Here is a 12103-nt window from a genome sequence, read left to right as displayed (position 1 = left end):
TATAGGGCCGTTTTGTGCAGGGATCTGCCGCAGCGGGTGTTTTGCTGCGGTGTCGGGTTTTCGCGAGCGGTTTGCTGTTTTTTTTAGGCGATAACAAGGCAGTTTTTCTGCAAGGGCGCTTGCAATACCGTCGATTAAACTTTATTTTTGTTGCCAATTTCTCCTAAAATCGTATTATGGAAACTTCGCGACAAAAATGGTTGGCATTGGTATTGGTGTCCATGGCTATTTTTTTGTGCGTCATAGACCTCTTTATCGTCAATGTCGCTATACCTTCGATAAAAACGGCGTTAAATGCCTCGGATGCAGATACGCAGCTCATTGTAGTGCTTTACGTCATCGGCTACGCCGTCTTTTTAATCGCCGGTAGCAAGGCCGGTGATTGCTATGGAAAAAAGCGCGTGTATTTAATTGGTATGTTGGTATTTACCCTGGCTTCCGCCTGCTGTAGCGTCTCACAAACCGCACTGCAGCTCAACTTGTCGCGATTGCTGCAGGGGGTCAGTGCTGCTTTTATGGTGCCTCAGGGATTGGCTTTGATTCCCTTGCTGTTTACCGATGCCAATCAAAAGGCGCGGGCTTACGGCATTTACGGCAGTATAGCTGGGGTCGCCTCGGTAATCGGTCAGTTTTTAGGCGGACTGCTTCCGGATATACACACGTTTATAGAGGGATGGCGCTTGATTTTCCTGATCAACATACCGGTCGGACTGCTCTCGGTGTATTGGGGTTATAAATTGCTGCCCGAAAGCGACAAACAAAGTCGCGTGGATTTTGATTTTGTGGGACAGCTGCTGTTGATTTTGCTGTTGGTGGCTTTTATCTATCCGCTGATTGAGGGGCGCGAAAAAAATTGGCCGCTGTGGACCTTGATAGTTTTGGGTACGAGCGGCTTGCTCAGTCTGGTTTTTGTGGTGCATCAGCGGTATCGCAAGCGACATAACAAGGCTGTATTAATCGATTTGAGGGTGTTTGAATTCAGCGATTTTAACTGGGGTTTGGTCGCCGTTATCTTTTACTTTATGGTACAGGATACCTACTTTTTCGTCCATGCGATTTACTTGCAACACGGTTTATCCATCACTTCCACGCAAACGGGGTATTACTTTGTGCTTCAAGGTATAGGCTATGTTGTTGCCTCGGTAATTGCGGTAAAACTTTTGGAGCGCTTAGAGGAGAAACTCATACAGATTGGTCTGGGAATTATGGTGCTTAGTTTGCTGGCACACCTCTATGTATTTCGTACGGCCGAAGTGCATCCCGCCTTGGTTTACGGCACCTTGTTTGTTTATGGTTTGGGATGTGGAACCGTTTTGCCCTGTATGCTTACCGTGGCGATTCGGCGTATACCCGATGCGTTGGTCGGTGCCGCTTCTGGGGTGTACCTGACCGTGCAGCAGCTAGCTATTGCCCTGGGAATTGCGGTTATAGTTGGACTTTTTTTTGAGGCTTTAACGCGAAACGCCACCTACTTATATGCTTACCAACTGACGACTTGGGCCAATATAGGCTTGTTGACGGTTGTATTCGGCGTTTTTTTACTGAATCGTAAAACGCGAAAATAAGCCAAAATATCGCAGTACTTTTCGTAGCTTAGCCCTTCAAAATCGAATCTTATGATGATTGCCCACCACAAAATCTGTCTCGTTGCTTGTCTGCTGTTTATCGGTTCTTTAGGGATGTCGTGTAACGACAAAAAGGAGTTGCGTCCGTTGGATGCTGAAGTACCCGCCAAGACGCCGGTAGCCATACGGCCGTTTTCGGTGCAAATACACAATCCGGACTTGCATACCGTACAGGAAATCACGCTAAAAGCCGAGAAGATAGGCGATTTTTACAAAATTGAAAACAAGAGTTATAAGCGACAAGACGGGGAATCCTCCACCTTGTTTAGCAAGTCGTATTTGGTGGAGATGGACAAGCTCGAGCGCGTATTGCGCCTGCTCATCGATCAGGTAGAAGAGCCGCAAACAGCTGGTGAATTTAGCGAGGCGAATCCGGAAATCATTTCAATTGCTGTAGAATTCGAAGCCGGTATTCAAAAGAGGGGCTTGAACCTGGAAGAAGCCGTTCCCTTTGAAAACGCCCTATTTGAACTGCTCGACGGCAAGAAACCCAGACCGCAACCGATTAAAATTCCCACACATTAATTCGCGATGACTGCATTCTAAAATACAAAAGCCCTCCGAAGAGGGCTTTTTGATATAAAAGAATCTTTTTATTTATCAATGGATCCTAAGACACGTTGCATAAATGCGTTTAAAGCTTCTTTTTTGCTAGTGCCTTCCTTGATCATTTTATTGACCTCAATAGCACCATACATATTGGAAATTAATTCACCTATAACATCTAATTCCTCGTCTTTTAAAGAAGAAACCTCGGTCAGTGCTTCGAGCACTTCAAGGGTTTCAATGATGTAATCTTGATCGTTTTCTTCAATAAATTCAGTTAAATGTTTGATTATCGGTAATTTCATAGTAGCAGGACTTTTGAGTTAATAGTTATAGAAAATTAAGCGATCTCGTTGACTAATTCACCGAGTACTTCCGCTTTGTTGGTCTGGGCCTGATTTTTCAGTGTTCCCCCTACAAACGTAGCAAAAGTGGGTAAATTGGATACGTCGGCTAGTTTCCTTGACTCCGGAAAATTCTCCGCATCGGCAATGACGAAAGTAATGTTCTCTTTCTCTGTTGCCAATTTTTTGAATTTAGGTTTCATGATTCTACAGTTTCCACACCAAGAGGCTGAAAATTGTACCACCACTTTTTCGTTCGAATTTACAATTTCTTGCAAGTTGTCTTGATCTAATTCTATTAGCATATTTTTATTTTTTTTAAATTAGTTGTGACTTAAGTAAGAAGCAACGCCATCTCTATTGGCATTCATCGCCTCTTTTCCTTCTTCCCAGTTTGCTGGACAAACTTCTCCATGAGTTTGTACGTGTGCATAAGCATCAATCAATCTCAGGTATTCGTTTACGTTTCTTCCCAATGGCATATCGTTTACCGATTCGTGGAAAATCTTTCCAGTTTCATCGATTAGATAAGTCGCGCGGTACGTTACGTTAGATCCGTTGATGATAACAGCATCCAGGTCTTCGTTATATTCTGTGCTCTCTACGTCTAAAATACCCAATACGTTAGAAAGGTTACGCGTAGTATCGGCAAGGATTGGGTAGGTAACCCCTTCGATTCCGCCGTTGTTTTTTGAGGTGTTTAACCAAGCGAAATGCACTTCGTTAGTGTCACATGATGCGCCGATTACCAAGGTATTTCTCTTTTCGAATTCCGGTAAGGCTGCTTGGAAAGCGTGTAATTCAGTAGGACATACAAAGGTAAAGTCCTTAGGGTACCAAAATAAAATAACTTTTTTATTCTTTTTTGTCGCTTCTTCTAATACGTTGATTCTTAAATCATCTCCCATTTCGGAGATAGCATCTACTGTAATGTTTGGGAATTTTTTACCTACTAATGACATGTTTTGGTGTTTTTATGATTACTATTAATTTTCTATTACAAAAGTACCACTTCAAAAAAGTTAAAGCTATTGTTTTCGATTATCATTTTTTATAACGCAATAGATGAACTCTATCGTTTGTTGAAATTAAACCAGTGGTCAACGCTCCTTTGCAATTACTCAATAAAGATAAGAATAATTCACAACAGTTAAAAGTTTATTGATTGTCAATAGCGGTTTATTATTAAAATTTCGACAGTATCAACTGCCGCGATTAATCAGGGTACTACAATTCATAGTGGCAGGTTTTTACGGATCGCGACTGTGGTTTTGGGTTGCTTTTTTGGGGGGAAGGAGGCGTTAAAAATGCCTAGTGTATAGCGGAGGGTTGCTTTGATGAAGTTGGTTGATTTTTTTTTGTGATATAAAATAATGAAACTGAGATATTAACCGTTGCTAGCGGCGGTTTTTTGGATTTTTGACGGTATATCATTTGTTTTTTTTATATAAATTAATTATATTTACTGTATAGAAATCGGGTAGAATTGATTTTTTGTCAAATATTTTATTTGATTTAATTCTTTTTTCTGATTTTAAGTTTAATTTATATTGAATGTTGTTCTGATGTTTAGAGGCATCTATGATCGCTATTTTTATCTACCGATAGAAGTAGCGATTTTTTTATGAGTTGTTTGTAACTTTACGGCAAATTAGAAGTCTATGATTGTTAGGTATCGAAGTACCATTTTGCGGATGTTGTTTTCGTGGAAGGGATCTGTACTCAAAAAGATTTATCCAATACTGCTGCTGCTGTTTGTCTTTTCTTGGCTGGTATACGGCTATCACATCAATTTTCCCCAGACGGAATTTCCGCTAAATGTTACCGTTTTTACGCTGATGGGAATCTCCTTGGCTATCTTCTTGGGATTTTGCAATTCCGCGGCCTATGATCGCTTTTGGGAAGGGCGTAAGCTATGGGGCAGCCTGGTGATTCATTCGCGTTCCTTGGCCTTTCAACTGTTGAATTATATCGATACCTCAAAAAAAGAGCAGTCGTACAGCCTAGATCTAATCATCGCATTTTCTTATGCGCTCAACGGACAATTGCGCAATCAAGACGCGATGTCGGATATGAGGCGGTTGTTACCCGAGGCATTTTGCGATTACTTGGCCGATAAAAAATATAAACCCGCAGTGATTTTAAACGAATTGACCCGCTGGCTGCACGTACAGCACAAGGAGGGAAAAATCGATTCGGTCGAAAAGATTCGCATCGATCAAAACATCAACGAACTCTCTGTGATACTCGGTGGTTGTGAACGCATTTTGCACACGCGAATTCCATTCGTGTACTTTGTGTTGCTGCATCGCACCGTTTATGTCTACTGTTTTATGCTGCCCTTTGGACTGATTGACACCATCAGTTGGGCCATGCCGTTTTTTGTGACTTTTGTCGGTTATTCCTTTATTGCCTTAGATGCAATCGTTGCCGAAATTTCCGAGCCCTTTGGCTTTGAAGAAAACGATTTGGCCCTGGACAATATGTGTCAGAATATCGAATACAGCCTGTGCGAACTGGCCGAAAAGCCACTACCCGAAGTCAAAGCGCACAATCGCGACTTTGTATTGACCTAGTTAAGCCCCTAGCGCAGTTGGAAAAACAGCCGCGGACAATCGCGCAAATTTACACCATAAAAAAAAGGGTTGTCCAACACTGTGGACAACCCTTTTGCTATACTACGATCGGCAATCTTATTTCAGCGTTGAGGGCTGAAGGTGTGTAAAGAAGTAATCGGCAATTTTCTGATTTAAGTGAATGCGGTCTTTTCCAGACACATTGTGTTCATGTGTGGGATAGAGGAAGTAATCGACCTGTTTTCCCGCCTTGATACAGGCTTCTATAAACGCCATAGAGTGCTGTTGTACCACTACGGGGTCCTGTGCGCCATGAATGACCAATAAACGGCTCGAAAGCTGCGGTGCCTTGTTGATCAAACTCGTTTTTTCATAGCCTTCTGGATTTTCCTGCGGCGTATCCATATAGCGTTCCCCGTACATGATTTCATAGTATTTCCAATCCATAACAGGACCTCCGGCTACACCAACTTTAAATACATCAGGTTGATTCACCAATAGGGACGTGGTCATAAAACCGCCAAAACTCCAACCGTATACACCGATTTTATCGGTATCTACAAAGGGTTTACTCTTTAAATAAGCAATGCCTTGCATTTGATCGGCCATTTCGTTTTCACCCAATTTTCGGTGGATGACATGTTCAAAATCTCGGCCTCTGTTGTCGCTACCTCTGTTGTCTACCGTAAAAACGATATAGCCATTTTGAGCCATATAGTAATCGAACAAACTCGCACCGCCCAGCCATTTGTTTTGCACCAATTGCGCATGCGGCCCTCCGTATACGTAAACCATTACGGGGTACTTTTTAGCAGCGTCGAAATCGGCTGGATAGATTATACGCCCGTTTAAGGTTGTCGTTCCATCTGCGGCCGTTAGTTTGACCATTTCCATCTTGGGCAAAGTTACCGTACCTTCATACGGATTGGCCGACTTGGCCAATTCAACGGTTTTTTTATTCTTAACTTGTATGATATTCATCTCGTTGGGTGTGTCCACCGCGCTAAACTGATCTAAGAACAGTGTTTTTGCCGCATTCATCTGAACCTGATGGGTACCCGAAGTTGTGGTAATCACCTCTGTGGCTTTGGTTTTTAGTGAAACCTGATACAGTTTGCGATCCAAACCGCGATTGTCGGTTCCGACGTAATACGCATAAGTGCCGCTTTGATCAAATCCTAAAAAATCTTTGACTACCACGTCTTTATAGCCCAAGTGTTGTAGCGCTTTGCCATTGGTGTTGTACAAATACAATTGGCGGTAGCCGTCTTTTTCCGAGAGGTAGACGAATTCGTCGCTTTTGTTGGGAACAAAAGTCAAGGCGTGGGAAGGCTCGGTATAAGTTTCGGATTTTTCTTCGAAAATCCTTTTGTCAAAAGCGCCTGTAGTCGCATTATAACGGTTGAGTTGCAAGTGATTTTGACCGCTGTTGAGCAAGCCTACGTACACATATTCTCCGTTGGGATCCCAAGTGACCATCGTCAAAAACTGTTCTTTGGGTTCGCCGGTTTGCAAACTGACTTTTCGCTGCGATTTGAGGTCGTAAACCACTAAGGTTACCTCTTCGCTGCTCATGCCCGCCATGGGGTATTTGATGTTTTTAACCTCGGCAACCCGCGCTCCAAATTGAACCAGGGGATAGGACGAAACCATGCTCTGGTCTTTTCTGTAATAGAGCAACTGGTCTTTTTTGGGGTTCCACCACATGCCGCGGTCGATGCCAAATTCCTGTCTGTGAGTGTCGTTGCTGCCGTTGATGATATCCAAGGGGGCATCGTTCGTCACGGCAATATCAACACCCGCCTGATCGGTGATCAGGATGTTGTTGTCCTTTAACCAGGCGATATAGTCGCCTTTTGCGGAGCGCACTTCGTTTTTAGCTGAGGCATCCATCTTAAAGGACTTGCTGATTTTCTGGGCTGCCACATCGTATTCTATCAGATACGAATGCGCGGTTGCTGTTGCGGTAAATACCAGCGTATTGGAATCTTTCCAAGTATAGGTATAGGGAAATATTCTCAGACTGATTCCCACCTGTCCCAGGCTTTTGTCCAAAGCGGCTTGAAGCGCTGCCTTGGAAACCAATACCCGCTCTTTCCATTGGTCGGACTGTTTGCGGCTCATTAAATTCTGATAGCTGGCATCGAGATAACTCAATTGATGCTCGTCTTGCCATTGTGGAGCCATAATCGATTTGGGAGCAAACTTGGTATAACTACCTGAAGTGGCTTCCTCTATAGTTAGGTTTCGCTGAGCAAATAACAGTTGACCTGCCAACAAAAAAACCAGTAAGGATGTGTTTCTCATTTCTCGTTTTTATTTTAAGATGCTAATTTAGCTTTTTGAGCGCAACTCAGCAACTGATCCGACAAAAAACGACATTATAATCGAAGTCGGACTGGAAAACGAACGGGGTGGAATAAGTGGAATGGAGAAATCGTAAACAGCACTACTCGCAGGGGTTGCAAGTGCGATCAAAACGGTGGTGTTCGAGGCAGTAATAAATCGGGCAGCCTCAGTGGCTGCCCGATGCTATGCGCATATTTTTAGTCTGCTTATGGTTTTTGAGGCAAGGGAACATAACCGTCATCGCCGGGTACGGTCGGAAAGCGGTGTGCTACCCAATCTGCCTTGGCTTTTTCTATGGTTTCCGCTTCAGACGACACAAAATTCCATTCTATATGACGGGGTTCAGGCAAAACTTCGCCTCCGAAAATGTATACCGTAGTATTTTCGCCTATTTCGAATTCGCACAATTGGCTGTCTTTTGCCACTAAGATGTGCTTGGCTTCAAAGGTGTGTCCTTCGCTGAGTACCTTGCCCTCCAAAATGTACATGCCGCTTTCGCCAAAGAGGTCGCTACCGATGTTGATCACGGTGCTTTTCGTGCTTTTAATCTCCAATAAGTACAACGGGCTATAAACGGGAACGGCCGATTTTTTGCCCATTAACGAGCCGGCAATCAACTTATAGTCGACACCCTCACTGGTCCACGACGGCAATTGTTCCGCGCCAATGTGGGCAAAAGAGGGATCCATTTGTTCCAATTCCTTGGGTAGGGCCACCCATATTTGCAAACCGTGTAGTCTTTTTTCGGACTGACGCAGGTATACCGGTGTTCGTTCGGAGTGCGTGATTCCCTTGCCGGCTGTCATCCAGTTTACGGCACCTGGGGTGATCTCTATTTCGGTGCCCAAGCTGTCTTTGTGCATGATGCTGCCTTCGAACAAATACGTTAGCGTAGACAGTCCGATATGCGGATGCGGAGGCACGTCGAGGTTTTGATAATCCTTTAAATGCGCCGGACCCATGTGGTCGATAAAGACAAAGGGGCCTACGGCCCGTTTTTGGCGAAAGGGAAGTAGTCGACCAACGAGAAAATTACCGATATCCGCGGGGCGTTCTTCAATGATAAATGCGATATTTGACATAGACGTTTTTTTAATGAAACACGAACTCGGGCTCAAAGGCCCAAAAGTCGTACTAAGATACAAAAAAATAGTGGTAAAAACGCTGCTTATCGACTGATGGAATGTCCTACTATCGTTTCGAGTTTCTCAAACATATCCGCTATGGGCAACACGGTTAATTGGGGGTGGTTTTTAATCCAATCGGAGTGCAATTGAATCAAATCTTCCGCAATCGCTGTAAAACTGTTGTCGTCTATAGTCGTTTTGATCGGGTTTTTGTCGGAAAAGGGCAGTTCGAAGAACTTCTTTTTTTTAATCGCACTCAGGGCTTTCATGCGGCGTTGTTGCTTTTCGAAATATGCCAGGTGTTCCACGGCTTGAAGCTGCGTCAAACCTTCTACGATCATTTCATTGATGTCTTCCGACCATTTGCTGTTCCACACAAACTGCGAAAATCCGCCCTCGCTGACTTGAGAAAAATAGTAGTCGACCAAATAGCTAATCAGCCCATCTTCAAAGAGCAGTTCTTCGTCTACGCCTTCTTCGCGCAACAAGTTGATGACAGAAATATTGGACAGGATCACTTGACGGGGATCGCTGTGGTTAAAAGCATTGTCGGATATAATTATTTCTTGGATTTCCATAAGGGTAAAATTTAAGCGTTACGAGTAGCTAACATCTTTTGTACAACAAAGTAAAAACCAACGGCCGAAATCACCGTTAAAGCGGCGGTGCCCATCCACAGGATTTCAAAATTGTACATTTTGGCAATTTTGGTTCCCAATATCGGCGATATCACAAAGGCCGAGGCAAAAGCCAGTCCGTTAAACCCCATATAGGCGCCCTTGTTGTTGGCACCGGAGCGCAGGGCAGTCACGGTCGAGGTAAAGGGGAGGGCCAGCATCTCCGAAATACACAGCACCGTCATCGACACATAGATGATGATCAAACCGTGCGAAAAGGCCAACATGCCATAACCGATTCCGGTTAGCAAAACGCCGAATACGATAATCTGCGTGATCGTTAGTTTCTTTTCTGCCACGTGTACCAAGAGCATCTCGAGTATAAAGATGATCAAGCCGCTGTATCCCAGGATGATTCCAATGTCGAACTGACTGAGTTTGGCCACTTCCTGATAGAAGATGGGCAGGGTGCTAAACAGTTGAAAAAAGGCAATGGCATAAAAAGCGCAAAAGAGGTTAAAGAGTATAAAGGGACCATCGCGATAAGGCGAGCGTTCTACCGGGGCGAATTCCGGTTGAATCATTTCGCGTTGCTTGTCTTTGTGCAGTTCCTTAGTCGACTTTTTGTTGATAAAGAAGTACACAAAGAGACAGCCGGCTAAAAAGGCGGCCACGGCATTGATATAAAACAGCAGTGCATACGAAATCGAAGCGAGCATACCGCCCATGGCCGGTCCGATGGAAAAGCCCAGATTGACGGCCATACGGTTGAGTGAAAACGCTCTAGTGATGTTTTCGGGACGCGCATAAACGGTGATGGCTACGGAGTTTGCGGGCCTAAAAACCTCGCTGATGGTGCTTTGAATCAGCATGATGCATCCCAGGCCAAGGGGGGTGTCGAATAGCGGCATTATCGCAAACATCGGAGCACTTAAAAACAAGCTGAGGCTCTGTACTTTAAAATTGCCGATCTGATCGGTGAGCCAACCGCCAAAAAAGGAACCCACCAAAGAGCCCACGCCAAAACAGGCCAAAACATATCCCGACTGCTCCAGGCTAAAACCGAGTTTCCCCGTCATATACACTCCCAGAAAAGGCAATACCATAGAGCCGGAGCGATTGAGCAACATCACAAAGGCCAACATCCACGAAGCCGAGGAGAGGCCTTTATACGAATCGATATAAATTTGTAGGATTTTTTTCATAAGCTACGGCGGAGATGTACTAAAAATCCCTGCAATTTAAGAAGTCTTTTGTTGTTTTTTAGTGGTTTGATTAAATTTAATCAATAGCGATAATTTAGGGAATTATTTTGCGTTTTAGGTGGTTTTAAATGCGTTTTATAAATGTAATGTCAGCATTTGAGTGTTTTCCTTTACGGCTGTTTTGCCGCTTGTTTTACTCGTTTGTCCGCGAGGTCCGAGAACGGGATTTACCCGCTCAAAAGCACCTTATTGATACGAGTCCCAGGTTTCCAAGGGATTTGCTATTCTTTGCGCGACTTCCGGTTAATAAGCCTACTTTTGCAAGGGAAAACACCTGTAAAATTAAAGTAAATGCCGCAGTGCACAAAATTTGCGTGGTAGCAGGGCGCTGTTGATTTTGGCTCCATGTGGTCTGTTTTTGGATACTTTATCGTTAAAGCGCGTGCTTTTTCGGTTAAAAAATAGATAGTATTATCTAATTTTTCTAAATTTGAAGATAAGTGCTTACTTTTTAATAAATAAAAAGAAAAATGATGAAGAGAAATAATGATCGAGTGGTGTATATTACCGGTGGAACCAAGGGAATTGGATACGGAGTGGCCAAGGTTTTGGTTGCTGCGGGTTATTGCGTAGCAATTTCAGGACGTTTACTAGCCGACGCGCAACAGGCTGCTTCGACTATAGGAGACCGCAGTCAAATCATCGGTTTGCAATCGGATGTTCGCGTATGGGAAGAGGAAGTTCGGGCTGTAGCGGCGATTAAGCAGCATTTTGGAAAGCTCGATGTGCTTATTGCCAACGCGGGTTTAGGGGTTTTTGCTTCGGTGGACGCGCTGGGAGTAGAAGATTGGAAAAACATGATTGACACCAATTTAACCGGAGTTTTTCACAGTCTAAAGGCGGCGGTAGAAGAGCTGAAGCAGCAAAAGGGGTATTTTATTTCGATAGCCAGCTTGGCGGGTATAAACTTTTTTGCCGGTGGATCGGGCTACAATGCTTCCAAATTTGGTGTGGTGGGCTTTACCCAAGCGGCGATGTTGGACTTGCGCGAAAAAGATGTCAAGGTCACCGTAATACTTCCCGGATCGGTAACGTCTCATTTTAACAACCATACTCCAAACGATGCGGACTCCTGGAAGATACAACCCGAAGACGTCGGACAGCTGATTGCCGATTTGCTGCAGATGAATCCCAACGTATTGCCGAGTAAAATTGAAATCAGACCGACCAAAACCAAATAAGCACCGCGCCAAATGAGAGTGCGCAGTTAGCATTATTAATTTTTAGATTTAACGATGAAAGCATACATAGCAGTAAATTATAAAAACAGGAAGAACTTGAGCAAAGAACTCATCGCTATCGGTATGGCTTTAAACGGCGTCAATGTCGAATCGATGATTTTTGTCGATCAATATTTATTTGACGAGACCAATGAACGCGAAATGATGCGTCAGGCAATGATGGAAATTGACCGCTGCAGCTTTTTAGTAGCCGAATGTACTTATAAGGGAATTGGTATAGGCATTGAAGCGGGCTATGCCAAAGCCAAGAAAAAACCGATTATATACCTGCGCCATATATCGGCAGAACACGCTACTACCCTTGCCGGTATTAGCGATGTGCAATTGCTGTATTCCAATCCCAAAGATCTTTTCGACCAACTCAGTGAGTTTTTGAGCAAGGCTATCGTCAAAAAGTAAAATTCGCCTGCAAT

The 12103-nt window shown here is 43.9% G+C and carries 12 protein-coding genes; 5 read left to right on the top strand and 7 right to left on the bottom strand.

The features are described from left to right. Positions 1-176: 176 nt before the first annotated feature. Positions 177-1565 (top strand): MFS transporter, encoded by a 1389-nt coding sequence (locus ACQZ43_RS13115; protein ID WP_430613129.1) that lies wholly within the window; start codon positions 177-179, stop codon positions 1563-1565. A 51-nt stretch (positions 1566-1616) separates the two neighbouring features. Continuing rightward, a complete protein-coding gene (locus ACQZ43_RS13110; protein ID WP_430613128.1) occupies positions 1617-2150 on the top strand; it encodes a hypothetical protein in 534 nt (177 codons plus the stop codon). Positions 2151-2218: 68 nt separating this feature from the next. On the opposite strand, the gene ACQZ43_RS13105 is transcribed toward ACQZ43_RS13110, so the two are convergent. From ACQZ43_RS13105 to ACQZ43_RS13095, 3 genes are read right to left on the bottom strand one after another with little or no spacing between them, the layout of a single operon-like run. Further along, a complete protein-coding gene (locus tag ACQZ43_RS13105; protein WP_430613127.1) occupies positions 2219-2476 on the bottom strand; it encodes a DUF6952 family protein in 258 nt (85 codons plus the stop codon). 35 nt (positions 2477-2511) lie between these two features. Continuing rightward, positions 2512-2820, bottom strand: a complete 309-nt coding sequence (locus tag ACQZ43_RS13100; RefSeq protein ID WP_430613126.1) for a thioredoxin family protein — start codon at positions 2818-2820, stop codon at positions 2512-2514. A gap of 18 nt (positions 2821-2838) precedes the next feature. After that, positions 2839-3477 (bottom strand): peroxiredoxin, encoded by a 639-nt coding sequence (locus tag ACQZ43_RS13095; RefSeq protein WP_430613125.1) that lies wholly within the window; start codon positions 3475-3477, stop codon positions 2839-2841. A 699-nt stretch (positions 3478-4176) separates the two neighbouring features. Between ACQZ43_RS13095 and ACQZ43_RS13090 the strand changes: the two genes are divergently transcribed. Further along, positions 4177-5091, top strand: coding sequence for a bestrophin family protein (locus ACQZ43_RS13090; RefSeq protein WP_430613124.1), 915 nt, complete (start codon positions 4177-4179; stop codon positions 5089-5091). 117 nt (positions 5092-5208) lie between these two features. On the opposite strand, the gene ACQZ43_RS13085 is transcribed toward ACQZ43_RS13090, so the two are convergent. The 4 genes from ACQZ43_RS13085 to ACQZ43_RS13070 form a co-directional block, all read right to left on the bottom strand. Further along, on the bottom strand, positions 5209-7398 hold the full coding sequence (locus tag ACQZ43_RS13085) for a DPP IV N-terminal domain-containing protein (RefSeq protein WP_430613123.1): 2190 nt from the start codon (positions 7396-7398) through the stop codon (positions 5209-5211). A gap of 248 nt (positions 7399-7646) precedes the next feature. After that, a complete protein-coding gene (locus tag ACQZ43_RS13080; protein ID WP_430613122.1) occupies positions 7647-8522 on the bottom strand; it encodes a pirin family protein in 876 nt (291 codons plus the stop codon). 86 nt (positions 8523-8608) lie between these two features. Then, positions 8609-9145, bottom strand: coding sequence for a DMP19 family protein (locus ACQZ43_RS13075; protein WP_430613121.1), 537 nt, complete (start codon positions 9143-9145; stop codon positions 8609-8611). A gap of 11 nt (positions 9146-9156) precedes the next feature. Beyond that, complete coding sequence (locus tag ACQZ43_RS13070; protein WP_430613120.1) at positions 9157-10389, bottom strand: MFS transporter; 1233 nt, start codon at positions 10387-10389, stop codon at positions 9157-9159. A 533-nt stretch (positions 10390-10922) separates the two neighbouring features. Between ACQZ43_RS13070 and ACQZ43_RS13065 the strand changes: the two genes are divergently transcribed. Both ACQZ43_RS13065 and ACQZ43_RS13060 read left to right on the top strand, forming a co-directional pair. After that, a complete protein-coding gene (locus ACQZ43_RS13065) occupies positions 10923-11630 on the top strand; it encodes an SDR family oxidoreductase (RefSeq protein ID WP_430615680.1) in 708 nt (235 codons plus the stop codon). Positions 11631-11684: 54 nt separating this feature from the next. Beyond that, entirely contained in the window at positions 11685-12089 is a 405-nt protein-coding gene (locus tag ACQZ43_RS13060) for a nucleoside 2-deoxyribosyltransferase (protein ID WP_430613119.1), read from the top strand. Positions 12090-12103 lie beyond the last annotated feature (14 nt).

The sequence above is a fragment of the Flavobacterium sp. JP2137 genome (genome assembly GCF_050562195.1).
Taxonomy (GTDB): domain Bacteria; phylum Bacteroidota; class Bacteroidia; order Flavobacteriales; family Flavobacteriaceae; genus Flavobacterium.
This window is presented reverse-complemented; position numbering and strand designations above follow the sequence as displayed.

Coding starts and splice junctions, on each gene's coding strand:
- ACQZ43_RS13110 (WP_430613128.1), top strand. CDS start 1,617: ATGATGATTGCCCACCACAAAATCTGTCTCGTTGCTTGTCTGCTGTTT.
- ACQZ43_RS13060 (WP_430613119.1), top strand. CDS start 11,685: ATGAAAGCATACATAGCAGTAAATTATAAAAACAGGAAGAACTTGAGC.
- ACQZ43_RS13075 (WP_430613121.1), bottom strand. CDS start 9,145: ATGGAAATCCAAGAAATAATTATATCCGACAATGCTTTTAACCACAGC.
- ACQZ43_RS13070 (WP_430613120.1), bottom strand. CDS start 10,389: ATGAAAAAAATCCTACAAATTTATATCGATTCGTATAAAGGCCTCTCC.
- ACQZ43_RS13105 (WP_430613127.1), bottom strand. CDS start 2,476: ATGAAATTACCGATAATCAAACATTTAACTGAATTTATTGAAGAAAAC.
- ACQZ43_RS13095 (WP_430613125.1), bottom strand. CDS start 3,477: ATGTCATTAGTAGGTAAAAAATTCCCAAACATTACAGTAGATGCTATC.
- ACQZ43_RS13090 (WP_430613124.1), top strand. CDS start 4,177: ATGATTGTTAGGTATCGAAGTACCATTTTGCGGATGTTGTTTTCGTGG.
- ACQZ43_RS13100 (WP_430613126.1), bottom strand. CDS start 2,820: ATGCTAATAGAATTAGATCAAGACAACTTGCAAGAAATTGTAAATTCG.
- ACQZ43_RS13080 (WP_430613122.1), bottom strand. CDS start 8,522: ATGTCAAATATCGCATTTATCATTGAAGAACGCCCCGCGGATATCGGT.
- ACQZ43_RS13115 (WP_430613129.1), top strand. CDS start 177: ATGGAAACTTCGCGACAAAAATGGTTGGCATTGGTATTGGTGTCCATG.
- ACQZ43_RS13065 (WP_430615680.1), top strand. CDS start 10,923: ATGAAGAGAAATAATGATCGAGTGGTGTATATTACCGGTGGAACCAAG.
- ACQZ43_RS13085 (WP_430613123.1), bottom strand. CDS start 7,398: ATGAGAAACACATCCTTACTGGTTTTTTTGTTGGCAGGTCAACTGTTA.